Genomic DNA, 23642 nt, shown 5'->3' on the forward strand with positions numbered 1-23642 from the left:
GCGGCCGGTCGACATCCTCCACCACGCCAGGGGGTGGCAGGACGCGCGCACCGGCTCGGGCCCCGGAGACCGGGGCCGGGGAGGACGACGGCGGTGCTAGCCGGCGCTGGTGGCGAGCGCAGCGCCCGTCGGCGGGGCCGGCGGGCCCACGAGGCCGGCGCCGGGCAGGGCCGCGGTGCGCTCCGCGACCCACCAGGTCGCTCCGGCCTCCTGGCGGAGGTGCTGGACGACGGCGCCCAGCGCCACCCGGGCGAGTTCGTCAGCGGCCTCCGGAGGGAGGCCGAGGGCCACGGGGAGCTCGCAGTCGATCGCGTGCGCCACCGCGGCGAGCACGTCGCTGGAAGCGGAGAGCACCGCGGGGTGGCGCAGCGCCTCGAACGCCACCAGCGGCACCGGTGCGACGGCGACGGCGACGGGACGAGCGGTCACCTCGACGGGGTCTCCCACGCGACCATCATGACGGGCAGATGCATCGCGCGCGACACAACATCCTCCACCCGGGTGCGCCGCGCGGATGGGGGTGGAGGCGTCGTCCGGACACCCCTTCTCCGCGCCACGACACGGCTCACCGCCGAACGGGCGTGGCGGGGTGCGATGGGTTCATCGATGAACTAGTGTCCCCACCGCTGGACGCTCGAACAGCCGAGGCATCCAGCTGGCGCCGGTCAGACCGCGCCGAGAGCCGCAGTCCTCCACCGCCCCCCGAAGGAGGGCTGCGGCTCTCCCCCCTCAGGACCCTGTGCTCACGAGCTCGCGCGGTGCACCACGCGGTGGGCGATGGTCTGCGTCTGCGGGCCCGCGTACGCGGCGTCCCGCCGGATCTGCGCCACGAGGAGGCCCACCGCGGTCGCGGCCACGCCCGCGCTGTCGATGGCGACGGTGCTCAGCGCCGGGTCGCTGCGGGCGGCGTCCCGGGTGTCGTCCACCCCGATGACGGCCACGTCGCCCGGGACGTCGACCCCGTGGCGGCGCAGCGCGTGCACCGCCCCGAGCGCCAGGGAGTCGTTGCCGCAGAACAGCCCGTCGAGGTCCACCCCGGAGGCGAGCAGCTCCTCGGCGGCCGCCGCGCCGCCGTCCCACGTCCACCGGGTCGCCCCGACCACGAGGTCCGGGCGGGCCGGCAGCCCCGCCTCGGCCAGCGCCTGGCGGTACCCCTCCAGCCGGTAGGAGCCCGCCGTGCTCAGGCCCGGGTCGTGGTTGGGACCGATCATCGCGATGCGGCGGCGGCCCCGGGCGAGCAGGTGCGCGGTGGCCTCGCGACCGATCCCCACGTTGTCGAGGACCAGCTGGTCGGCGTCGGCCTGCAGCTCGTGGTCGGCCAGCAGCACCACCGGCTGGTCGCTCACCAGCAGGTCGCGGTCGGCGGGCCCCAGGGCGTGCGGCTGGAAGATGAGGCCGTCGCTGAGCAGGCGGTCGTGCCCGCCGAGGATCGCCAGCTCGCGCTCGCGGTCGGACTGGGTCTGCTGGAGGGTGACCGCCCACCCCAGTCGCTCGGCCTCGTCGACCACCGCGAGCGCGAGCTCGGCGAAGTAGTCGATGCGCAGGGCCGGCACGGCCACGGTGAGCAGACCGGTGCGGCCGGTCCGCAGCCCTCGCGCGGTGACGTTCATCTGGTAGCCCAGCTCGCGCACGGCGGCCATGACCGCGGCGCGGGTGGCCGGGCTGACCGGCTTGTTCCCGGACAGCACGTTCGACACGGTGCGGTTGGTGACGCCGGCCGCCGCCCCGACGTCGGCCATGGTCACCGGCCGGCGCGGCTCCGTTGTCATGGGCACATCAAAGCCGACCTCGGGAAGGCCACCGCGGGGAGACACGGCCCGCCTGCGACCCAGGTCGCAGGTCAGGTGCCGACCTGCGCACGTCGAGGCGGCGCCCCCCGCGTTCCTAGCGTCGACGACGACCCCACCCCCGGGGCCACCGACCTCGGAAGGGACGCACCGTGGCAGTCGTCGACAGCGCCTCGCGCACCACCTCGTCAGGGCCAGCAGCACTGGTCCGCAGGCACCCGCTCACCGCCTTCTTCACCCTCGCCCTCGGCCTCAGCTGGCTGGCGTGGACGCCGTGGGTCCTCTCCCGGGACGGGCTGGGCGTGCTCGACCTCTCCTTCCCCTCGGTCCTGGGCACCACCCAGCTCACCGGCATGCTCCCCGGGGCCTACCTCGGCCCGCTCGGGGCCGCGTTCGTCATCACCGCGCTCACCACCGGGCGCGCGGGACTGCGCACCTGGGTCGGCCGCCTGCTGCGCTGGCGGGTCGCGCCGCGCTGGTACGCCGTCGCCCTGCTCGCCGTGCCGGTCGCCGTCCTCGCGCTGGGGACCGTGGCCTCCGGCGGCGACGTCCGCGCGCCGGGTGCCCTCGTCGTCGCGAGCTACCTGCCGCTCCTGGTGCTGCAGGTGCTCACCACCGGCCTCGCCGAGGAGCCGGGCTGGCGCGACTTCGCCCTCCCCCTCCTGCAGGAGCGCTTCGGCCCGCTCGGCGCCGCGGCCGTCCTCGGACCGCTGTGGGGCGTGTGGCACCTGCCCCTGTTCCTCACCGAGTGGGGCTCGTGGCCCGACGTGACCTGGACCGCCGTGGCCGTCTTCGTCGCCTTCAGCGCGCTGTTCAACGTGGTGATCATCTGGTTGTTCAACCGGACCGGCCAGAGCCTGCCGATCGTCATGCTGTTCCACGTCAGCCTGAACAACACCGTGACGGTCTTCTGGGCGCAGGTGTTCCCCGGCGTCGGCGGTGACGCGCTGCAGACCTGGCTGCTCGGCGGCGCCGCGGTCGCCGCCACGGCCGTCGTCGTCCTCACCCGTGGCCGCCTGGGCCTCCCCCGGTCGACCGCTCCGTGGGGCGCGACCCCCGCCCGGTCGGCAGGATCGGCGGTGTGACCCGCCAGGACCACCGGGGCCGCCGAGGCGCAGCGGTGACCGCCGCGGTCTGGGCGGGGCTGAGCGCGGTCGCGCTCCTGGTCCTGCTCGGCCCGGTGGCGCGCAGCGAGGGCGTCGCCGTCAGCCCCCTGCTGCTGACGACCGTCGTCGCCCTGGCGGTGGCGCAGTGCCTGCTGCTGGTCCTGCGCCACGACCGGCCCGTCGCCACGCTCGTGGCGGTGTCGGTGCTGCAGGCAGGGGTCCTGGCCGTCGTCCCCGCTGACACCAGCGTGCAGGGCGCGGGCCTGCTGGTGGCCGCGTACACCGCCGGCACCCTGCTGCCCGCCCGGCGCCTGGTGGCCGCCGTCGGCGCGTCCGTGGCCGTGCAGGCGGCCGGTCTGGCGGTGGCCACGGCTGGGCCCGGCCAGCTGCTGCTGGGTGCGGCGGGCGCGGCCACCACCACGGCGGCCGCGACGGCTGTCGGCGCCTGGGTGGCCCTGCGGCGCGCCCACCAGCGCTCCGAGCTGGCGGTGGCCGCAGCGGCGGTGGAGCGCGAGTCAGCGATGGCGCGCTCGGCCGTCGCGGAGGAGCGCACCCGGATGGCGCGCGAGCTGCACGACGTCGCCGCGCACCACCTCTCGGGCCTCGTCGTGCAGGCGAGCGCCGCGGAGCGCCTCGTCGACGCCGACCCCGAGCGGGCCAAGCAGGCGATCCGCGACCTGCGCGAGCAGGGCCGCGCGACGCTGCGCGACATGCGCTCGATCGTCGGCGTCCTGCGAGCGACCGGCGGCGACGCCCCTGCGTCCGGGGAGCCGCAGGCCGACGGCGCGCCGGTGCCCGGGCTCGCCGACCTGCCCTCCCTGGTGGAGTCCGCCCGCGCCGCGGGCGACCGCCTCGAGGCGCGGTGGAGCGGCCCGCAGGTGGTGCTGCCCCCGCTGGCCGACGTCGCCGTCTACCGCACGGCCCAGGAGGCGCTGGCCAACGCGCGGCGCCACGCCCCGGGCGCGAGGGTGGTGCTGGCGGTGACCACCGCCGGCGAGCGCGTGCTGCTGGAGGTGGAGAACGAGGTGGCTGACCCCGTGCCGGCGGACGCCGGGTTCGGGCTGACCGGGATGCGCGAGCGGGCCGAGCTCGTCAGGGGCCGGCTGGAGGTCGGACCGACGGGCCGCGGCACCTGGAGGGTCGCCTTCGAGGTGGACGGGTGATCCGGCTGGTGGTGGTCGACGACCAGGCCGTCGTGCGCGCCGGGTTCCGCGTCGTCTTCGAGTCCGAGGGCGACCTCGTCGTCGTCGGGGAGGCCTCGGGCGGGCGGGAGGCCGTGGCGGTGGTCGAGCGGGAGCGGCCCGACGTCGTCGTCATGGACGTCCGGATGCCCGGGGGTGACGGCCTCGAGGCCACCCGCACCATCGCCGCCCGCGAGGGCGCTCCCCCGGTGCTCGTCATGACCACCTTCGACCTCGACGAGCACGTCTTCGGGGCGCTGGAGGCCGGCGCGAGCGGGTTCGTGCTGAAGGACGCCGACCCGGCGGAGGTCGTCGACGCCGTCCGCGCGCTGGCGGCGGGCCGGGGGGCCATCGACGCCGCCACCACCCGGCGGGTCATCGCGGAGTTCGCCCGGCGCCGCGCCGCGCCCGCGCCGCCGGAGCACGACCTCACCCCGCGCGAGCTCGAGGTGGTGCGCCTGCTCGGCGAGGGGCTGTCGAACGAGGAGGTGGCGGGGCGGCTGGTGGTCGAGGTCGCCACGGTGAAGTCGCACCTGACGCGGGTGATGACCAAGCTCGGCACCCGCGACCGCCTGCAGACGGTGGTGTGGGCCTACCGCTCGGGCCTGCTGCCCTGACCGGGGACGGGCACCAGGGAGCGCACGAGGGAGGCGTGCCGCGGCATGCCCAGCCGGTCGTAGCCGGTCGCCGCCAGCCCGGCGAGCTCGCGGGCCCGGTCGGCGTCGTCGGCGGAGCCCCGGCGCAGCAGCGCCTCCGCGAGCGCGCGCCGGGTCTCCGGCAGCTCCACCGCGAGGGGCGTCGACGCCGCGTCGCGCAGGGCGCGCGCGAAGTGCTCCTCCGCCTGGTCCCACCGCCCGGCGCAGGCCGCCGCGGTGCCGACGACGCGGTCGAGCAGCTGGAGCGGCGGGAAGGGGCTGACCAGCGCGCCGCTGGTGCGCTGCGCCTCGAGGACCGTCGGGTGCAGTGCCGCGGCCCGGTCGTGCAGGCCGACCGCGGCGAGCGCGTCGACGGCGCCGAGGGCCAGGCCCCAGGCCCCCCCGTGAGCGGTCCGCCCGGGGGCGGGGAGCTCGTGGGCGTGCTCGGCCAGGACGCGCTCCACCTCGGAGCGCCGCCGCAGGTGGCCGAGCACCACGAGGCGCACCCCCGTGCAGAACCCGGCCAGCGGCGGTCCGACGCCGACAGGTCCCAGGGCCGCCAGCTCGGCCGCCCGCTCCCAGTGCCCGCCCAGCAGCAGCGAGTGGGCGGTGAACGCGTGGGAGGTGCCGAGCCACGCGCCGGCGAGCCCGTCGCGCACGAGGGCGGTGTCCCGGCGTGCGGACTCGGCGTACCCGTCGAGGTCACCGGTGGGCAGCAGCTCCAGGACGGCGCGCGCACGCCCCGCGCAGACCAGCAGCCCCGGCTGGGCCCGGTCCACGAGCAGCGCGTCCAGGCGCGCTGAGGCCTCGGCCGCCTCCTCGAGGCGTCCGAGGGCGGCCAGGTCCCAGGCCGCCTCCCACAGGCAGTCGGCCTCCGCCTCGGGGGACTGCGCCCGGCGGGCCAGCGCCGCGCCGCGCAGGCCGGCCCGGGCGGCCTCCGCCGTCCGGAACGCCGCGTGAGCGACCCCTGCGGCGTCCGCGAGCACTGCGGCGGCCGCCCGCGGCGAGACGTGCTCGAGCATCCCCTGCGCGCGACCCACCAGGGCCGCTCCCCCGTCCGGGTCACCCCCGTGGGCGCGGACCGCGCCCAGCCGCGCGAGCACGACCGCGCGCTGCTCGTCGGGGTGCCCGTCGGGCTGCCCGTCGGGCTGCTCGTCGTGGTGCCCGTCCGGCGGCGGGCCGGCCCCCGCCGCGGCCGCCAGCAGCTGCGCGCTGCGCTCCACCACCCGGCGGGTGCCGGTCTCGCGCGCGACCCGCGTCAGGGCCAGCCCCAGCCCGGCGCTCACCGCGCCCACGGCCACCAGGTCGCCCGCCTGCTCGAAGGCGTCCAGCGCGCGCTCCCAGGAGCGGACCGCCTCCTCGGGGCGGCCCGCGCGGGAGCGGGCGGCGGCGAGCGCCTGGTGGAGCTCGCCCCGCGACGGGTGGGTCGCCGCCGCGTCGAGCCCCTCCGCGTGCTCCAGCAGCCTCAGGGCCCCGGGGCCGTCCGACAGGTCCAGGACGCGGCGGCCGGCGGCCACGCACCGCCGCAGCACCTCGTCCTGGTCGGCCAGGGCACCGGCCGCGACGAGGTGCTCGGCCACGGCGACGTCGACGTCCGCCGGCCGCGGGGGGTGGCTGCTCAGCAGCGCCTGCGCGACGCGCAGGTGGGTGCGGCGGCGCCGCGGCGCCGACACCTGCGCCAGCAGCACGTCGCGCACGAGCTGGTGGCGCAGGGCGGTGGCGCCCCCGGACGGCTCCGCTCCGGCCAGCAGGCCCGCGGCGCGCGCCTCGTCCAGGGCTGCGGCCACCAGGTGCTCCGCGGCGTCAGCGGCGCCACCGGCGCCACCGGCGCCGGGGCCCCGCTCCGCCACCGCGAGCGCCAGCACCGCCGGGTCGATCCGCTCGCCCACCACGGCGGCGGTCTGCAGCACGCTGCGGGTGGGGCCGCTCAGCCGCGCCAGGCGCTGACCGACCGCCAGCCCGGCCGTGGCGGGCACGGCGCGCGCCACCGCGGCGAGGGCGTCGTCCGGGCCCGGTCCCACCCGCTGCGGCACGCCGTCGAGCAGGGCCACCGCCTCCACCAGGAACAGGGGGTTCCCGCCCGTGCGCCGGTGCAGCGCGCGGCGCACCGCGGCGGAGACGTGCCTGCCGGAGCGGGTGGTGACGACCCGGCCCACCGCGGCCTCGTCCAGGGGCTGCAGGACCAGTGCGCGGGGCCGCACCCGGCGCGCCAGCGCGTGCAGCAGGGGAGCCAGGTGGGGCAGCACGTCGCCGGTGGTGTCGCGGTGGGTGGCGACCACCAGCAGGGGGGCGCGCGCCGCGGCCTCCGACAGGCCGCGCAGCACCTCCAGGGTGGCGGGGTCCGCGCGGTGGACGTCCTCCAGGACCACCACCAGGGGCGAGGACCGGGCGAGGCGGCCCAGCGCCCCGACGACGGCGCTGACCAGGGTGGCCAGCGGCACCTCCGCGGCGGCCGAGGGCAGGACGGGGGGTTCCCCCAGCCGTCGCGACAGCCGGGGGACCAGTGCGGCCAGGGGCCCCGCACCACCTCCGACCAGCTGCCGCAGGGGCAGGGGCGTGGGGGCCCTGAGCGCCGCCTCGAGCAGCTCGGCCACGGGCGAGAGGGGGGCCCGCTCCCCCGCGTTCCGGCTGCGCCCCACGAGGCACCGCGCACCCGACGCCTCCGCCTCGGTGAGCAGCTCCTCCACCAGGCGCGTCTTGCCGATGCCGGGCTCCCCCGACACCAGGACCACCCCTCCCGTGCCGGCGAGCAGCTCGACGAGGTGGTCGAGCAGCACCTCCCGCTCGGCCTCGCGGCCCACCAGCGGGGGGCGCAGCGCCTCCGGCGACGGCGGGCGCGCCGGAGGCGCGAGGGCGGTGCCGGTGCGCGGTGCGGCGCTCGCCCCCGCCCGCACGAGGGCCAGGCGGTCCCCCGCGCCCAGCTTGGCCAGCAGCGCACCGACGTGGCTCTCGACGGTGCGCTTGGAGATGAGCAGCTCTGCGGCGATCTCCGCGTTGGTCAGGCGGCGGGCGACGGCGTCCAGGACCTCCTGCTCACGGTGCGTGAGGCGCCACGACGCACCGCCGCCACCGGGTCTCCCTCGACCGTCACCCATCGGTGCACTCTGCCCACGACCAGCCCGGACGTCCAGGGCAGACCCCCGCACGGGCCCCCGGCCGACTCCGTGCGCTGCACGGAGTCGCGCCGCGGGTGCGGGGTCCACACTGCCGCTGGCGGCTCGAACCCGGGGTCGCTGCGCACCGCCCGGGGGGGCTGACAGATGACGACCGCCTGGCCAGCGGCCTGCGACTCGACCGGCGTCGGACCGGAGCGCGCCGCCGCGCTGCGGGCCTCGCTGGACGACATCGCCGACCGCGTGCTCCGGATCGGCCTCCTGGGGGGCGGCCTGGTCGCCCAGCTCCCCGAGGCCTCGCGCTCGACGGCGCTGCGGCACCTCGAGGAGCTGGACGCCGTGACCGCGTCGCTGCGCGCGGTGATCGTGCAGCTGTCCTCCCCGGACGGGGGCGGGGCGCGGTGACCCCGACGCCGGAGGGGCGGACGTGCTGGGCCGCAGCGGGGACGGCGCCGACGCCCACCTCGGCGACCACCCCGGCGACCACCCCGGCGGCCGCCCGGGCGGCCGCCGGAGGAGGCGGTGGGACGACGGGCGGGAGCCCGCGGCGGCGGCACCGGGCGGGGAGCAGCGGCCGGGGCTGAGGACCGCCCGCCGGCTGGTGGCGCTGACCGCCGCGGCGCTGGCGGCACCCGACCTGGCCGCGGCCGTCGACGTCGTGCTCGACGCCGCGCTGGTCGAGCTGCCGGCGGAGCGCGTCCGCGTCGAGCTGGCCCGACCCGTGGAGGGCTTCTCCGGGGCCTCCCGCGCAGGCGGCGCCGCACCGGGGCGCGGACCCCGGGGAGGGCTCCGGTCGGTCGGCTCCGACGCCAGCGCGCTGGCGGCTCCCCCACCGCCGCCGCGCGACCGCGCCTACGTCCTGACCACCGCCGGGGACGACGACGGCACACCGGGGCGCCTGGTGGTCGGCACCGCCGCGGGGAGCGGGCCGGGACCGGACGAGGAGGTGGCCGGAGCGATCGCGGCCCTCCTGGGCGTCCTCGTGCGGGCGGCCGCGGCGCGCGAGGCGTCCGGTCGGTCGGCGGCCTGGGCGGCCGCCCTGGAGGAGGTGCGCCGCCGCGCCCTGGACGGCGCCGCAGCGGACGGCGTCGTCGTCGACCTGGTCGACCGGCTGCCCTCCCTCGCCGGGGCGCGGGCGGCCTTCGTGGTCGTGGAGCCGGGGGCGGCCCGCCACCTGCGGCTGGGCCCGCCGGCGCGCGCGGGCACCGGTCCGGTGGACCTCGGCAGCTCCGCCGTGACCTCCCCCGTGCTCGCCGCCGTGCGCACCGCGCGGCAGCCGGTGGTGGTCGACCTGTCCGGCGTCCCGGACGGGTCGGCGAGCACCGCGTGGGGGCCCGCCGTCGCGGCGCCCCTGCGGGTCTCCCCCGCCGCGAGGTGCGCACTGGTCGTGGTGCGCCCGGCCGGCGCGGCGGCCTTCGAGCCGTCGGTGCTCGCCGAGCTCGGGGTCGCCGCCGACGTCCTCTCGGTGCTCCTGCGGGCGGCGCTCGGCAGGCGCGACGCGCAGCGGCTCGCGGTGCTGGCGGAGCGCGAGCGCATCGCCGGCGAGCTCCACCGGCTCGTCCTCCAGCGGCTCTTCACCATCGGGGTCCGGCTGCAGGAGCTGCGGCAGCACCCTCCGGGGCCCGAGCAGGACGAGCGCCTGCAGCGCGCCGTGGCGGAGGTCGACGCCTCGCTCCGCGACGTCCGCTCCGCGGTCTTCGGGCTCCCGGCCCCGGGGAGCGGCTGACCGCCGGGGGGGGGATCAGCGGCGCCCGGGGGCGGCTGACCCGGGCCGCAGCCTGGAGGCCAGGACGGCGGCCTGGGTGCGCCGCTCCAGGCCCAGCTTGGCCAGCAGGTGGGACACGTAGTTCTTCACCGTCTTCTCCGCGATGAAGAGCCGCTCGCCGATCTGGCGGTTGGTCAGGCCCTCGCCGATGAGCGCCAGCACCTCGCGCTCGCGCTCGGAGAGCTCCGACAGCGGACCGGCGGGCTCGCCGCGGCTGCGCAGCCGCTCCACCACGGCGGACGCCGCACGCGGGTCGAGCAGGGAGCCGCCGGCGGCGACGGTGCGGACCGCGGCTACGAGGTCCTGCCCGAGCACCTGCTTGAGCAGGTACCCCGACACCCCCGCCATGATCGCGTCGAGCAGGGCCTCGTCGTCGCTGTAGCTGGTGAGCACGAGCACCCGCAGCTCCGGGAGCCTCGAGCGCAGCTCGCGGCAGACGCTGACGCCGTCGCCGTCGGGCAGGCGCACGTCGAGGACGGCGACGTCGGGGCGCAGCGCGGGGACGCGCGCGAGCGCCTCGGCCGCGGTGCTGGCCTCCCCCACCACGGCCAGCGCGGGGTCGGTGGAGAGGACGTCGGCGACCCCTCGGCGCACGACCTCGTGGTCGTCGAGGAGGAACACGCGGACGGGCCGTCCGGCGGGAGGGTCGCTCACGGGGACGACGCTAGGCGAGGTGCCGGCGCCCGCGCAGGGACCAAGGTCCCGGTCGGACCCGGACAGCGGGACCCGCGCGGCGGGACCTGGACGGTGGGGGCGACCGGCGGCAGGGTGTCGGGGTGGAGACCAGGCTGCGCCGCCTCCTCGACGCGGTGGTCGTGATGAACGACCTCGACCTCGACGCGGTGCTGCACGCCCTGCTGCAGGCCGCCACCGAGCTGGTCGGGGCGCGGTACGGCGCCCTGGGGGTCCTCTCCGCCGACGGGCGCGGGCTGGACCGCTTCGTGCACACGGGGATGGCGCCGGAGGTCGCGGCGCTGGTGGGGCACCTCCCCGAGGGGCGGGGGGTGCTGGGCCGGCTCATCGACGACCCCCGCCCCCTGCGCATCGACGACCTCACGCGCGACGCCGCCGCCGTGGGCCTCCCGCCCGGCCACCCGCCGATGCGCAGCTTCCTGGGGGTCCCGGTGGTGGTCCGGGGACAGGTCTTCGGCAACCTCTACCTGACCGAGAAGGACCCCGGCCTCGACGGCGGCCGGTTCACCGCGGAGGACTCCGAGGTCGCGCAGGCCCTCGCGGCCGTGGCCGGCACGGCGGTGGCCAACGCCTCCCTGCACGCCGACGCCCAGCGCCTGGCCGTGCTCGAGGACCGCGACCGGATCGCCCACGACCTGCACGACCACGTGATCCAGCGCCTGTTCGCGGCGGGGCTGTCGCTGCAGGCGCTCACCACGCGGCTGCAGGGCCCCGACGCCGAGGAGCAGCGGTCCCGGGTGGCGGGGGTGGTCTCCCAGCTCGACGAGGTGGTCCGCGACGTGCGGACCACCATCTTCGGCCTGCACGTGATGACCGGCGGACACGACGGCCTGCGCCGTCGGCTCCTCGACGTCGTCGAGGAGATGGCCGGCCGGGCCACCACCGCCGTGCGCACCGCCGGAGCCGTCGACGTCCTGGTCACCGGGGCGCTGGCCACCGACGTCCTCGCGGTGGTGCGCGAGGCCTCCAGCAACGCCGTCCGCCACGGCCGGGCCACCCACCTCGTGGTGACGGTCGACGCCACCGCCAGCGACCCCGCCAGCGGTGGGCCCGCGGTCGCGGTGCAGGTCGACGACGACGGCTCGGGCGTCGACACCGGCGCGGCCCGCTCGGGCCTGGCGGGGCTGTCGGAGCGGGCCCGCCTCCGGGGCGGTGCCCTCGAGGTCCGCCGGCGGTCCGAGGGCGGCACGCGCCTGCTGTGGACGGCGCCGCTGGAGGAGCCCTCGCCCTGAGGCCCGCGCCCCCGCGCCCGATACGCCCGTCGCGCCCGGATTTCAAGGGCTCACGGTCCCTACAGCGGTGACCGGCCGCTCCCTACGTTCCTCAGGTGTCGGCGCCGGACAGCGGCGCTCTGACCCGGGGGGGGCGGACCGTGGACACCACCGCCCGCGAGCACGCCCCTCCGGCTGCACCGCCCGGCCCACCGGCCTCGCGCGGCTGACCCTCCGCCACCCGCCCCGGGGCGACGACGACGTCGTCCCGGTGCGCGGGCCCCGCTGCACGTCCCCGACCACACCGCCGCGGCGAGCGCCGCCGGACCGCAGGAGCGACCGTGACCTCCACCATCCCGCACCAGCTCACCTCGACCCCGGACCTCGTCTCCCCGGACCTGGTCTCCCCGGACCTGGTCATCCCGGCGGAGCCGTCGCCCCGCGCGCAGGGGCTGCGCAGCGTCGCGGTGGTCGGCCTCGGCTACGTCGGGCTGCCCACCGCGCTCGCGCTGCACCGCAGCGGCGTCGCCGTGCGCGGCGTCGACGTGAGCCGGCGGCGCCTCGAGGCGGTCCGCGGCGGCCAGGTCGACCTGCTGCCGGACGACCTGGTCGAGCTGCACGCGGCGCTCGGCTCCGACGACTTCACCGTCGGCGACGACCCCACGGCCATCGCCGAGGCGGACGCCGTGATCATCTGCGTGCCCACCCCGGTGGACGAGCACCTCAGCCCCGACCTGGCGCCGCTGGAGGGCGCGTGCCGCGCGGTGGTCGACTGGGCCCACCCCGGCCAGCTGCTGGTGCTGACCTCCACCACGTACGTCGGGTCGACCCACGACCTCCTCGTCGCGCCGCTCGCGGCGCAGCGGGGCCTGGTGGCCGGCCGGGACGTGCACGTGGCCTTCAGCCCCGAGCGCATCGACCCCGGGGTCGCCGAGCACGAGCAGGGCCGCACCCCCCGCGTCGTCGGCGGGACCACCGCCGGGTGCACGCAGCGCGCGGTCGACCTCGTCGGCCGCCTCACCAGCTCGGTGCACGCGGTGAGCTCCGCCGAGGCCGCCGAGATGACCAAGCTGTACGAGAACACCTTCCGCGCCGTGGTGCTGGCGCTGGCCAACGAGGTGGCCGGCATCTGCCGCACCCTCGACCTGGACGCCGTGGAGGTCACCGACGCGGCCGCCACCAAGCCGTACGGCTTCCTGGCCGCCTACCCCGGGCCGGGGGTGGGCGGGCACTGCATCCCGTGCGACCCGCACTACCTGCTCTGGCAGATGCGCCGGCACCGCACGCCCACCCCGCTCATCGAGCAGGCGATGACGTCCATCGCGCACCGGCCCCACGAGGTGGTGGCCCGCGCCGTGGAGGTGCTCTCCGACCAGGGCCGGGGACTGGCCGGGGCGCGGGTGCTCGTGGTGGGCGTCAGCTACAAGCCCGGCGTGCGCGACGTGCGCGAGACGCCCGCCCTGGAGATCATCCGGGGCCTCGAGCAGCGCGGGGCGGCCGTGGCCTTCCACGACCCGCTGGTGCCCGAGCTGCGCCTGCCCGGCGGCCGCGTGCTGGCCTCGGCGGCCGACGCGCCCCAGGAGCCCTGGGACCTCGTGCTGCTGCACACCGTGCACCCCGGGGCCGACCTGTCGTGGGTCTCCCAGCAGCCGGTGGTGCTCGACGCCACCTACCGCTTCGCCGCCGCGCCCCAGCGGCACGTGGTCTGAGCCCCCGCACCCGCCAGCACCCCGCCCCCCGAACCCCAAGGAGAACGACCGTGCGCACCCTCGTCACCGGCGGAGCCGGCTTCATCGGGTCCCACCTCGTGGAGCGGCTCTGCCGCGACGGCCACGAGGTGGTGGTCCTCGACGACCTCAGCACCGGCAGCCTCGAGAACCTCGAGCACGTCGACCGCCGCCACCTGCGCGTCATCGTCGGCAGCATCACCGACGCCGCCCTCGTCGACGAGCTGGTGGCCGAGGTCCACGAGGTCTACCACCTCGCCGCCGCCGTCGGCGTCCTCACCATCCAGCAGAAGACGCTCGAGAGCCTGCAGACCAACCTGCACGGCACCGAGGTGGTGGTAAACGCCGCCTCCCGGCACGGGGTCCGGCTGCTGCTGGCCTCGACCAGCGAGGTCTACGGCAAGAACACCCGCGTCGGGCTGCGGGAGTTCGACGACCGCGTGATGGGCTCGCCCCAGAAGAGCCGGTGGTCCTACGCCGAGGCCAAGGCCCTCGACGAGACGCTCGTGGCCCTGCACGTGCAGCACCGGGACCTGCGCGCGGTCACCGTGCGGCTGTTCAACACCGTGGGGCCGCGCCAGACCGGGCGCTACGGGATGGTGGTGCCGCGGTTCGTGGCGCAGGCCCTGGCGGGCGCCGCCCTCACGGTGCACGGCACCGGGGAGCAGACGCGGTGCTTCTGCCACGTCGACGACGTCGTGCCCGCGCTCGTCCGGCTCATGGCCACCCCCGCCGCGCTCGGGCACGTCTTCAACATCGGCAACCCCGAGCAGGTGTCCGTCAACGAGCTCGCGCGGCGCGTCATCGAGCGCACCGGCTCGGACAGCGGCGTCGTCCACCTTGACTACGAGAGCGTCTACGGGACCGGCTACGAGGACATGGAGCGCCGGGTGCCCGACTGCGAGCGCGTCCACCAGCTCATCGGCTGGAGCCCGTGGCGGGCGCTCGACGACATCGTCGACGACGTCGCGGGCCACCTGCGCGACCAGCAGCGCGCCGGTGCTGCGCCCGCGCTGGCGTGAGCCGGCCCGCGGTCGGCAGCGCGCGGTGAGCGGCGTGTCGGCCACCGCCGGCGGCGTCGCGCTGGCGCTGGTCGTGGTGGTGCTGGTCGCGGCGGTGCTGCTCGTGGGCGGGTCGCTGCTCGAGCGGCGCGGTGAGCAGGGCGACGGTCGGAGCCAGGGCGGCCGGGCGGCTCCGCCCGCCACCGCCGTGGTGGGCGCGTCGCTGCCGGTGTGGGGGTGGGAGACCGGTAGCGCTGCCGTGGCCGCGCACGCCGGTGCCTTCACCACCGCCTCCCCGCAGCTGTACGAGGTGACCGAGGACGGCGGCGTCGCGCTGCGCTCGGGGCTGGACCCCGAGGCCGCGCGCACCGAGGTGCTGCGCCTGCGCGGCGCGGGCGTCAGCGTGCTGCCCACGGTCACCAACACCCGCGACGGCGCGTGGGACACGGCGCTCGCCCAGCGGGTCCTGCACGACCCGTGGCTGCGCGACCGCCACGTGGTGGCCCTGGTCGACCTCGTGCTGCGCGAGGACGTCGCGGGGGTGGACGTCGACTACGAGGAGCTGACCGCCGCCGACCGGACGGCCTTCTCGGCGTTCCTGGCGCGCCTCGGCCCGGCGCTGCGGGCGCACGGGCGCCTGCTCGCCGTCGACGTGTTCGCCAAGGACGGCGACGCCGGCTACGACCAGCGCAACCTCGCGCAGGACTACGCCGCCATCGGCCGGGCCGCGGACCAGGTGAGGGTCATGGCCTACGACTGGCACTGGGAGACCTCCGGCCCCGGGCCGGTGGCCCCCCTCGACTGGGTGGAGCGGGTGGTGGCCTACGCCGTCACGCAGGTGCCGCGCGAGCGGCTGGTGCTGGGCGTGCCGACCTACGGCTACGACTGGGCGGGGCGCGCCGGGCAGCACCAGGGCCAGCAGCAGGTGGGCGGGCAGGACCAGCAGCCCGGCCGCCGCGCGGAGCTGGCCAGCTGGGCGCAGGCCCGCGTGCGCGCCGCCGACCGCGGCGCCCCGGTGCGCTGGGACGCGCAGGCCCAGAGCCCGTGGCTGGCCTACACCGACACCGCGGGCGAGCCGCACGAGCTGTGGTTCGAGGACGGGCGCAGCACCGCCGCCAAGCTGGAGCTGGCCCGCCGCGAGCGCCTCGGCGGGGTGTTCCTCTGGCTCGTCGGCGACGTCGACCCCGGCACCTGGTCCCTGCTCGAGGCCCACCGCCGCGGTGACCCGCTGGTCTGCGCCCCCACCGACGCCCAGGCCGGACCCCGGGCCGACACCCGGACCGACACCCGGACCGACACCCGGAGCGACACCCAGGACCGCACCGACCACCGGGACGCGGCATGAGCCCGGCCGACCTGGTGCCGGGCGCGGCCGTCGTCGTCCTCGTGCTGCTGGTGCTGGGGGCCAACGCCAGCCTGTGGGGGGTGCTGGGGCTGCTGCGCTGGTGCGACGAGCACCTGCTGGGCCGCCTGCGGCAGCGACGCGCTCCCGGCCCTGCGACCGCGCCGCTGCAGCGCGTGCGCGCGGAGCAGGTGGCCGTGCTCATGGCGGCGCACGACGAGGCGCTGGTCATCGAGGACTCCCTGCGCGCGCTCACCGCGCTGGTGCCCGCGGGCAACGTGCACGTGGTCTCCGACCGGTCCACCGACGCCACCGCGGAGCTCGCGCGCCGGTGCGGAGCGCACGTGCTGGAGACGCCCGTCAACGTGGGCAAGGCCGAGGCGCTGGCGCTGGGGATCGAGCAGTTCTGGCTGACCTCGCGCTACGAGGCGGTGCTCATCGTCGACGCCGACACCCGCCTCGACGCGGGCTACCTCGACGCCGCGCTGCCGCTCCTGGACGACCCGCGCGTCGCGGCCGTCGCCGGGTGCGCCCAGACGCGCTGGAACCCGCGCGGGCTGGGCTGGTGGGGCGCCGCCCTCGTCGCCCACCGCCAGCGCGTCTACGCCCTGACCCAGCGGCTGCTCAAGTACGGGCAGACGTGGCGCGGGCTGTCGGCCACGCACATCGTCCCCGGCTTCGCCAGCCTCTACCGCGCGCGGGCGCTGGCCCACCTCGACGTCACCGCCCGCGGACTGGTCATCGAGGACTTCCACATGACCTTCGCCCTGCACGCCCAGCGCCTGGGGCGGGTGGCGTTCACCCCGGCCGCCCGGGCGTACACGCAGGACCCGAGCACCTTCCACGACTACGTCCGCCAGACCCAGCGGTGGTCCCTCGGGCTGTGGCAGACCGTGCGGCGCCACCGGCCGCGCCGCGGCGTGTTCGCGGTGGCGCTGTGGCTGGTGCTCGCGGAGCTGGTCACCGCCAGCACCCTGTTCCTGGCGCTCCCGGTGGGCCTGGTGGTGGTCGGCGGCACCGAGGGCCTGGCGCTGCTGGGCTGGCCACCGGCCGTCCAGCTGGCAGGGCAGGTGGACGCCTCCCGGGCGCTGGCGTGGGTGGTGCTGGGACTCCTGCTGCCCGACTACCTGCTCTCCTGCGCCGTGGCCCTCGGCGAGCGGCGGCCCCAGTACCTGTGGCTCGGACCCGTCTTCTGGGTGCTGCGCGTCACCGACGCCTTCGTGGCTCTGCAGGCGCTGCCGCGCGCCTGGACCACCCGCTCGACCGGCTCGTGGACCAGCCCCGCACGCCGCGCCGTCATCGCGCTGCCGGAGACGCCGCTGCTCCCCACCGGCTCCACCAGCTCCACCAGCTCCACCGGCAGCGCGGCGACGGCTGACCCGGGACCAGCACCAGTCCGCAGCACCACCGAGGAGGCCCGATGAACACCACCCAGCTCCACGCCGCGCCCACCCGCGGGCGCCCTCCGCTGCTCGCGGCGGCCGCCCTGCTCGTCCTGGCGCTGGTGGGCTCAGCGCTGGTGGCCGCTCCCCCGGCGCAGGCGGCCATCACCGGCCCGACCGTGGTCAGCCTGTCCTTCGACGACGGCGACGCCGACCAGGCCACCGCCCAGCAGGCCATGGCCGCGAAGGGGATGGTCGGCACCTTCTACGTCACCACCGGCTTCACCGGGGCCAGCGGCTACCTGACCCGCCAGCAGCTCACCAGCTTCGCCGCCGCCGGCAACGAGGTCGGCGGGCACACCGTGACCCACGCCGACCTCACGCAGGTCGCCTCCAGCGAGGCGCAGGCGCAGATCTGCAACGGCCGGAAGGTGCTGCAGGACTGGGGCTTCACGCCGACGAGCTTCGCCTACCCGTTCTCCACCGCGAACGCCGCCGTGGAGGCGCAGGCCGCGGGCTGCGGCTACACGACGTCCCGCGGTCTGGGCGACACCCGCACCCGCTTCAGCTGCGGCAGCTGCGTGCGCGCCGAGACCCTGCCGCCCGCGGACCCGCAGTACCTGCGCGCACCCGACCAGGTCGACTCCCGCTGGACCCTCGCCGACCTGCAGGGCACCGTCACCGGCGCCGCCAACAACGGCGGCGGGTGGGTGATCCTCACCTTCCACCGCGTGTGCGCCCCCACCGGCACCGCGAGCTGCCCGGCGGACAGGTCGATCACGCCGACGCTGTTCAGCCAGTTCACCACCTGGCTCGACACCTACCGCAAGACCACCGCCAACAAGACGACGGTGAAGACGGTCGACCAGGTGGTGCGCCAGTACAAGGGCGCCAGCTACCCCGCGTACTCCCCGGCGTCCTCGGTGCCGCCCAAGCCCGTGGCCGCGGCCGGCACCAACGCGCTGCTCAACGACTCCCTGGAGACCACCGACGCGGCCACGACGTTCCCGCAGTGCTTCCAGCCCGGCGGGTGGGGCACCAACACGGCCGTGTGGTCGTCGGCGACGCCGGGGCGCACCGGGGCCAAGGCGGAGCAGCTGGCGCTGTCCGGCTACAGCAGCGGCGACGCGAAGCTGCTGCCGACGCTCGACCTGCAGACCTGCGCGCCGAGCGTCGCGCCGGGGGCCACGTACGACCTCTCCACCTGGTACACGTCCACCGGCACGTCGCAGTACGCGCTCTACTACCGCGACGGCTCGGGGGCCTGGTTCTACTGGACCTCCAGCCCGTGGTTCGCCACCTCGTCGACGTGGGCGCAGGCGAGGTTCACCACGCCGCCGGTGCCGGCCGGTGCCACCGCCATGACCTTCGGGCTGGCGCTCATCGCCAACGGCACCCTCGTCACCGACGACTACGCGCTCTACCGAGCGGGCAGCGGCCCCGCCGCCAGCGCAGCGCCGGCCACCACCTCGGGCAGCTCGACGACGGCGGACAGCCCGTCAGCCCGCCAGGCGCCCTCGTCCGGCGCGAGCACTCCCGCGGCCGGTGGCCCGTCCGCGCGGCCCGGTGGACCCCAGCAGCCACCCGCCCCGCCCGGGCTCACCCGTCGCGAGCACTCGAAGGCCAAGCCGTACCTGCCCGGCGGCGAGGCGCTGCGGCCCGGCACCCAGGTCGCCGTCCCGCCGCTGCGCACCGACGGCGTGGGGTGAGGAGGGCTCCCGGCGCCGCGCTGCTGGCCGCCGTGCTGGTGAGCGCGGCGCCGGTGAGCGCGGCGCTGGGGAGCTGCTCGGCTCCCCCGCCGCCGCGGTCGGCGCCCACCACCCCGGCGGCGAGCCCCGCCCCCGCTGCGAGCACCGCCCCGCCGGCGAGCACCCTCCCAGCTCGGACCGGCACCGGAGCCACCTCGACGGGGACGGCGACGACGGTCGGCGGGGCCCCGTCGTCGCCGTCCCGCACCCTCGCCCCCGCCCCCGCGGGGCGGTACCCGGTGCACACCGGGATCGTGGCCACGACCTTCTGGGTGGGCGAGGTCTTCGACCCCGACGCCCCCGACGGCAGCCAGGTCATCTCCGCCTTCGACGACCACTGGCTCACCAGCTACGGCGGCTGCGACGGGGTGGTGGTGGACGGCACGTGCTCCACCGAGCGGCGGTCGGCCGCCAACGGCTACTTCCCCACGTCCACGACCCCGCGCCAGAACCCGTTCTACCTCGACCTCCCCTTCGACGACGTCAACGACCCGACCGCCGCCGCGCAGCGCGCCGCCGTCGTCCCCTGGGCCCACGAGCCGCGGTACGCGGAGGTGCTCGCGGACCCCGACCGCTCCCTCATGAAGGACCGCTGGGTGGCGGTGCGCAAGGACGGTCGCACCTGCTTCGGCCAGGTGCAGGACGCCGGCCCCGGCGAGTACGACGACGCGGCCTACGTCTTCGGCGCCGATGACGCCCGCCCGGCCAACCGCCGCTACAACGGGGCCGGCCTGGACGTCAGCCCCGCGCTCAACGGGTGCCTGGGGTTCGCCGAGCTGGACGGGCAGGACGACGTCGTGGACTGGTGGTTCGTCGACGACGCCGACGTCCCGCCCGGCCCGTGGACGCGCCTGGTCACCCGCTCCTGAGCACGGGGAACGCCGACGAGGCCCCGACCGGGTCGCCGGTCGGGGCCTCGTCGTGCGTCGTGGTGCGTCGTCGTCGGCTCAGGCGCCGGCGGCGGTCCCCTCCAGCGTCGCCGCGAAGGGGTCGAAGTCGTCAGGCAGCGACGGCACGGCGTCGACGGTCGACCCGACCTCCACGAAGCGCCCCGCCTGCGCCGACTCCTGCGCGGCGAGCATGACGTCCAGGACGTGCATCCCCACCTCGCCGGTGGCGACGTGCACGCCGCCGTCGCGGATCGCGCGCGCCATCGTCAGCACGCCGAGCCCGCGGCCGGCCTCCGGCTCGGCCTCGTGGACGGTCTCCCAGACCTGCTCGGGCTGGCGTCCGTCGGTGAAGTCGGTGGGGGCGAAGGGCCTCACCACGCGGACGGCGTGACCGCCGCCGAAGGTGTTCGGGTCGGGCAGCACCATCGTCCCCTCGGTGCCGTTGACCTCGAAGACGCCCTGGCGCATGAGCGGGGTGTCGAAGCTCAGCAGCGACTGCGCCTGCCCGCCCCGCTCGAAGGAGGCCAGCACCGACAGGTGCGTGGGCACCGTCACCGGGAACTCCTGGCCGGCGTTCGGCCCCACGAGGAGCCGTCGGGTCTCCTGGGCGCGGGTGCCCGTGGCGGCCACCTGCGCCACCGGGCCGAGCAGGTGCACCAGCGCGGTGACGTAGTACGGGCCCATGTCGAACAGGGGCCCGGCCCCGTCGGCGAACAGGAACGACGCGTTGGGGTGGAACACGTCGGGTCCCTGGTACTGCATGGTCGTCGTCGCGGTGAGCGGCGTGCCGATGACGCCCGCCTCGATGGCGCGCTTGGCCGCCTGCCAGCCGGTGCCGAGCACCGTGTCGGGGGCGACGCCGAGCAGCAGCCCGGACTCGCGGGCCAGGTCGACCAGGCCCTGCGCCGACTCGCGCGTCAGGCCGATCGGCTTCTCGGTCCACACGTGCTTGCCGGCGCGCAGCGCCGCGGTGGAGACCTCGACGTGCGTCGCGGGCAGCGTCAGGTTGACGACGACCTCGACGTCGTCGTCGGCGAGCAGCTCCGCGACCGTGCCCGAGCGGGGGACGCCGAACCTCGCCGCCTGCGCGGCGGCGCGGGCGACGTCGATGTCGGACAGGCGCACGACCTCGACGTCGGGGAAGCGCGTCAGGTGCGTCAGGTACTGCTCCGAGATCATCCCGGCGCCGATGAAGCCGACGCCCACGCGCCCGGTGCGGCGGGTGCTCATGCGGAGGCCCCCTGCAGGTGCTGCGCCAGCCAGGCGCGGCTGGCGGCGACGCCCTCGAACAGGTCGCCCTCGTAGTGGTCGAACTCGATGACGGCGTACTGCGCGCTCGTCGCGGCGCCCAGCGCGGCGGCCAGCGGCACGTCGCCCTGGCCGGCGGGGACCTGGTCGCGCGGCAGCTCGGCGGTGGAGATGCCCTCGCGCATCGGGCCGTCCTTGACGTGGACGGCGACGACGCGCTCGCCCAGGCGGGTCAGCAGCCCGGCGGCGTCGAGGCCGGCGGCGGTGGCCCAGTACAGGTCGACCTCGAGCCGGACGCGCGGGTCGAGCAGCTCGGCGAAGACCTCCAGGGCCGGGACGCCGTCGATCGTGGAGCGCAGCTCGTGGTCGTGGTTGTGGTAGCCGACGAGCAGCCCGTGCGCCTCGGCGGCGGCAGCGGCGCGGTTCAGGCGCTCGGCGAGGGCCGTCACGGACTCGCGGGTCTGCCAGCGGTCGGCGGGGGTGAAGGGGTCGATGACGACCTCGAGCCCCAGGGTCGCGGCGGCCTCCAGGGTCTCCTCGAGGCCGGGCAGCGCGCCGGCGGTGCCGTCGGGGCTGGTGATCTCGTCGCTGAGGAGGAAGGCGTGCCCGGTGCGGGCGCTGATGCCGTGGGCGTCGAAGGCCGCCTTCAGCTCGGCCGGGCGGCGCACGAAGTCGAACGCCTCCACGGTGTCGAGGCCGAGGCCGGCGAGGCGGGCGACGGTGCCGTCGAGGTCGGCCTCGACCGCGTCCTTCACGGTGTAGAGCTGCACGGAGATCTTCACGGAGGTGCTGGGGGTGCCCATGGGGGTCCTTCCGTCGTCGGTGACGTCGGTGCTGGTGGCGCGGACGGCGTTCCGCACCACCTTTACCTACCGAACGGTAGGGTTTGGCCGTCGCGCCGTCAAGACGCCCGCGCGCGAGCGCGGTAGCGTCCACACCGGGTCGAGCCAGCGGGCCGCAGGCGCCGCGGGGTCGGTGGGCCCCGACGGCGAGCACGAGGGGTCGTGCCCGGGCCGTGACCGACGACGTCGAGCGCGTGAGCATCGACACCACCGACGCCCAGACCGCCGCGGACTGGCTCGGCGCACTGTTCCCCGACGTGCGCCTGCGCCCGAAGGACCACCTGGTGGGCTCCCTGCTGGCAGCCGACGTGGCCACCAGCGGCGGCACCAGCGCCGGCAGGTTCCACATGGGGATGGACATGGACGGGCACACCCCGCCGATGACCACCTTCTGCACCGGTGTGGTGCTCGCCGGCGTGGTGCAGGTCGCCCTCGGCGGTCGGGACGGCGAGGCGCGAGCGGTGGTGCCGGGCGAGCCGTGGGCGTGGGTCGACGGCGCCGACCTCGACGCCCGCTGGGGGCCGGGGTCGCAGACGTGCGTCGTGCAGGTCCCCCGGCACCTGCTCGACGAGGCGGCCGAGGCCACCACGGGGCTGCCCGCGGGCGGGCTGCGGGTGCTCGGCACCGCGCCCGTCGACGAGGCCGCCGGACGCTACTGGGCGCACCTGGTCGCCACCACCTACCGCGGGCTGCGGGGTGCCGACCCTCCTCTGGCCGCCCCCCTCGCGTCGCGGCACTGGCAGGAGTCGCTGGCCAGCGCTGCGCTCCGGGTCTTCCCGAACACCACCCTCACCGCAGCCGCCGACCACCTGGCCGGCCCGGGTCGCGCAGGGCCGGCCACGGTGCGCCGAGCGCTGGCGCACGCCGAGGCGCACGCCCACGAGCCGATCGGGGTGGAGGACCTCGCCCGCGCGGCGGGCATCGGGGTGCGGGCGCTGCAGCTGGCGTACGTCCAGCACGTGGGCTGCTCGCCGACGGCCCACCTGCGCCGCGTGCGGCTGCAGCGCGCCCACGCGGAGCTGGCCGCTGCGGCCCCGCCCTCCGCCGACGGGTCCGGCACCTCCGTGGCCGCCGTCGCCCTGCGGTGGGGCTTCACGCCGGGCGCCTTCAGCGCCGCCTACAGAGCCCACTACGGGCGGTCGCCCAGCACGACGCTGCGGGCCTGACGGGACCGCCGCCAGCACCCCGGCTGAGACGAAGCCGCGTCCTCGCGGACGAAGCCGACGACGCGGGATGAGGCACCGGAGCCCGCGCCGGGGTCTCATGGACGCAGTGCGCCGCCGCGCCCCGGGGCCGGGCCGCGCACGAGGTGCAGGAGCTCAGAACGGCGGGCTCCTGCACCGACCTCCACACCCGCGGAGGCCCCGCGCAGGCCCCGCCGGCGCCCGACGGCCAGGATCGACGCCGTGCCTCCACCCGCCCAGCACCCCGCCCACGGCCAGCACCCCGACCTCGAGCGGGTGCGCAGCCGCGTCACGGCGTACGTCTACGGCAACGTCCTCGTGCTGGCGGCCGTCGTGGGGTGCGCCCCGGAGTCGGTGCGCAGCGGACGCGCCGTCGTCGTCGTGCTGGCGACGATGGTGACGACGTACCTGGCGCACGTCGTGGCGCACCGGGTGGGCGAGGGGGTCGGGCGCCGCCGCGACGAGGCCGAGCTGCACCTGCGGGCCGAGCTGCGCGACGCCACCCCGATCATCACCTCGGGCGCCGCGCCCGCGGCGGTCCTCGCCGTCGCCGCCCTCGCGGGGCTGGAGGGCGGCTGGGCGGCCGCCGCCCAGCTGGTGGCGGTGCTCGTGCCCGTGGTCAGGCTCGCGGCGACCGGGTCGGTCACGAGCCGGCTGGTCCCCGGCGGCCCCTCGCGCAGCGCCTTCTGGAGCGCGGTCGGGCTGGCGGTCGCCGGGTCGCTCATCGCCGTGGTCAAGGTGCTGCTGACCCACTGAGCAGCGGCCGGGCCAGGCGGGCCAGGCGGGT

The 23642-nt window shown here is 77.1% G+C and carries 20 protein-coding genes; 14 read left to right on the top strand and 6 right to left on the bottom strand.

All coding sequences use genetic code 11. The annotated features are described in order from the left end of the window. Nucleotides 1–96: 96 nt before the first annotated feature. Nucleotides 97–447, bottom strand: a complete 351-nt coding sequence (locus F1641_RS05400) for a hypothetical protein (protein WP_194903479.1) — start codon at nt 445–447, stop codon at nt 97–99. Nucleotides 448–743: 296 nt separating this feature from the next. Then, nucleotides 744–1769: a LacI family DNA-binding transcriptional regulator gene (locus tag F1641_RS05405; RefSeq protein WP_194903480.1), complete on the bottom strand. Its 1026-nt coding sequence runs from the start codon at nt 1767–1769 to the stop codon at nt 744–746. A gap of 170 nt (nt 1770–1939) precedes the next feature. Between F1641_RS05405 and F1641_RS05410 the strand changes: the two genes are divergently transcribed. From F1641_RS05410 to F1641_RS05420, 3 genes are read left to right on the top strand one after another with little or no spacing between them, the layout of a single operon-like run. Further along, on the top strand, nt 1940–2872 hold the full coding sequence (locus F1641_RS05410) for a CPBP family intramembrane glutamic endopeptidase (RefSeq protein ID WP_194903481.1): 933 nt from the start codon (nt 1940–1942) through the stop codon (nt 2870–2872). After that, nucleotides 2869–4056, top strand: coding sequence for a histidine kinase (locus F1641_RS22940; RefSeq protein ID WP_194903482.1), 1188 nt, complete (start codon nt 2869–2871; stop codon nt 4054–4056). The genes F1641_RS05410 and F1641_RS22940 overlap by 4 nt, the downstream gene beginning before the upstream one ends. Then, entirely contained in the window at nt 4053–4691 is a 639-nt protein-coding gene (locus F1641_RS05420; RefSeq protein ID WP_194903483.1) for a response regulator transcription factor, read from the top strand. The genes F1641_RS22940 and F1641_RS05420 overlap by 4 nt, the downstream gene beginning before the upstream one ends. Here F1641_RS05420 and F1641_RS05425 read toward each other — a convergent pair. Further along, nucleotides 4667–7804: an AAA family ATPase gene (locus F1641_RS05425; RefSeq protein ID WP_194903484.1), complete on the bottom strand. Its 3138-nt coding sequence runs from the start codon at nt 7802–7804 to the stop codon at nt 4667–4669. The two genes, F1641_RS05420 and F1641_RS05425, sit on opposite strands and share 25 nt — an antisense overlap. Nucleotides 7805–7969: 165 nt before the next feature. Between F1641_RS05425 and F1641_RS05430 the strand changes: the two genes are divergently transcribed. Continuing rightward, the gene (locus F1641_RS05430) at nt 7970–8227 is read left to right on the top strand and encodes a hypothetical protein (protein WP_194903485.1); all 258 of its coding nucleotides are present in this window, start codon (nt 7970–7972) and stop codon (nt 8225–8227) included. 22 nt (nt 8228–8249) lie between these two features. Further along, nucleotides 8250–9548 carry a histidine kinase gene (locus F1641_RS05435; RefSeq protein ID WP_194903486.1) on the top strand — a complete coding sequence of 433 codons (1299 nt, stop codon included), beginning with the start codon at nt 8250–8252 and terminating at the stop codon, nt 9546–9548. 15 nt (nt 9549–9563) lie between these two features. Here the strand turns inward: F1641_RS05435 and F1641_RS05440 are convergent, their stop codons facing one another. Beyond that, on the bottom strand, nt 9564–10241 hold the full coding sequence (locus F1641_RS05440; protein WP_194903487.1) for a response regulator transcription factor: 678 nt from the start codon (nt 10239–10241) through the stop codon (nt 9564–9566). Between the two features lie 122 nt (nt 10242–10363). Here F1641_RS05440 and F1641_RS05445 point away from each other — a divergent pair, with 122 nt between their 5' ends. The 7 genes from F1641_RS05445 (at nt 10364) to F1641_RS05475 (ending at nt 19560) form a co-directional block, all read left to right on the top strand. After that, nucleotides 10364–11512 carry a GAF domain-containing sensor histidine kinase gene (locus tag F1641_RS05445; protein WP_194903488.1) on the top strand — a complete coding sequence of 383 codons (1149 nt, stop codon included), beginning with the start codon at nt 10364–10366 and terminating at the stop codon, nt 11510–11512. A gap of 398 nt (nt 11513–11910) precedes the next feature. Beyond that, nucleotides 11911–13200, top strand: coding sequence for a nucleotide sugar dehydrogenase (locus F1641_RS05450; protein WP_375541467.1), 1290 nt, complete (start codon nt 11911–11913; stop codon nt 13198–13200). A gap of 50 nt (nt 13201–13250) precedes the next feature. Next, nucleotides 13251–14240, top strand: coding sequence for an NAD-dependent epimerase/dehydratase family protein (locus F1641_RS05455; RefSeq protein WP_194903489.1), 990 nt, complete (start codon nt 13251–13253; stop codon nt 14238–14240). A 25-nt stretch (nt 14241–14265) separates the two neighbouring features. Continuing rightward, entirely contained in the window at nt 14266–15564 is a 1299-nt protein-coding gene (locus tag F1641_RS05460; RefSeq protein ID WP_194903490.1) for a glycosyl hydrolase family 18 protein, read from the top strand. Further along, nucleotides 15561–16985 (top strand): glycosyltransferase family 2 protein, encoded by a 1425-nt coding sequence (locus F1641_RS05465; RefSeq protein WP_194903491.1) that lies wholly within the window; start codon nt 15561–15563, stop codon nt 16983–16985. Before F1641_RS05460 ends, F1641_RS05465 begins: the two co-directional genes overlap by 4 nt. Next, on the top strand, nt 16982–18652 hold the full coding sequence (locus F1641_RS05470) for a polysaccharide deacetylase family protein (RefSeq protein ID WP_194903492.1): 1671 nt from the start codon (nt 16982–16984) through the stop codon (nt 18650–18652). The genes F1641_RS05465 and F1641_RS05470 overlap by 4 nt, the downstream gene beginning before the upstream one ends. Further along, nucleotides 18649–19560, top strand: coding sequence for a hypothetical protein (locus F1641_RS05475; protein ID WP_194903493.1), 912 nt, complete (start codon nt 18649–18651; stop codon nt 19558–19560). Before F1641_RS05470 ends, F1641_RS05475 begins: the two co-directional genes overlap by 4 nt. 78 nt (nt 19561–19638) lie before the next feature. Here F1641_RS05475 and F1641_RS05480 read toward each other — a convergent pair whose 3' ends face one another. Together F1641_RS05480 and F1641_RS05485 are read right to left on the bottom strand one after the other, a co-directional pair. Then, nucleotides 19639–20811, bottom strand: coding sequence for a Gfo/Idh/MocA family protein (locus F1641_RS05480; RefSeq protein WP_194903494.1), 1173 nt, complete (start codon nt 20809–20811; stop codon nt 19639–19641). Further along, nucleotides 20808–21692 (bottom strand): sugar phosphate isomerase/epimerase, encoded by an 885-nt coding sequence (locus F1641_RS05485; protein ID WP_206690661.1) that lies wholly within the window; start codon nt 21690–21692, stop codon nt 20808–20810. Before F1641_RS05485 ends, F1641_RS05480 begins: the two co-directional genes overlap by 4 nt. A gap of 152 nt (nt 21693–21844) precedes the next feature. Between F1641_RS05485 and F1641_RS05490 the strand changes: the two genes are divergently transcribed. After that, the gene (locus F1641_RS05490) at nt 21845–22837 is read left to right on the top strand and encodes a helix-turn-helix transcriptional regulator (RefSeq protein ID WP_194903495.1); all 993 of its coding nucleotides are present in this window, start codon (nt 21845–21847) and stop codon (nt 22835–22837) included. Nucleotides 22838–23077: 240 nt separating this feature from the next. Beyond that, nucleotides 23078–23611, top strand: coding sequence for a hypothetical protein (locus F1641_RS05495; protein ID WP_194903496.1), 534 nt, complete (start codon nt 23078–23080; stop codon nt 23609–23611). The last annotated feature ends 31 nt before the right edge of the window (nt 23612–23642 follow it).

It is taken from the genome of Quadrisphaera sp. INWT6 (assembly GCF_015390235.1).
Classification (GTDB): domain Bacteria; phylum Actinomycetota; class Actinomycetes; order Actinomycetales; family Quadrisphaeraceae; genus Quadrisphaera.

What these genes read in the sequence shown, in the direction of transcription:
- F1641_RS05405 (WP_194903480.1), bottom strand. Translation starts at nt 1,769, where the DNA reads ATGACAACGGAGCCGCGCCGGCCGGTGACCATGGCCGACGTCGGGGCG.
- F1641_RS05470 (WP_194903492.1), top strand. Translation starts at nt 16,982, where the DNA reads ATGAACACCACCCAGCTCCACGCCGCGCCCACCCGCGGGCGCCCTCCG.
- F1641_RS05480 (WP_194903494.1), bottom strand. Translation starts at nt 20,811, where the DNA reads ATGAGCACCCGCCGCACCGGGCGCGTGGGCGTCGGCTTCATCGGCGCC.
- F1641_RS05425 (WP_194903484.1), bottom strand. Translation starts at nt 7,804, where the DNA reads ATGGGTGACGGTCGAGGGAGACCCGGTGGCGGCGGTGCGTCGTGGCGC.
- F1641_RS05430 (WP_194903485.1), top strand. Translation starts at nt 7,970, where the DNA reads ATGACGACCGCCTGGCCAGCGGCCTGCGACTCGACCGGCGTCGGACCG.
- F1641_RS05465 (WP_194903491.1), top strand. Translation starts at nt 15,561, where the DNA reads ATGAGCCCGGCCGACCTGGTGCCGGGCGCGGCCGTCGTCGTCCTCGTG.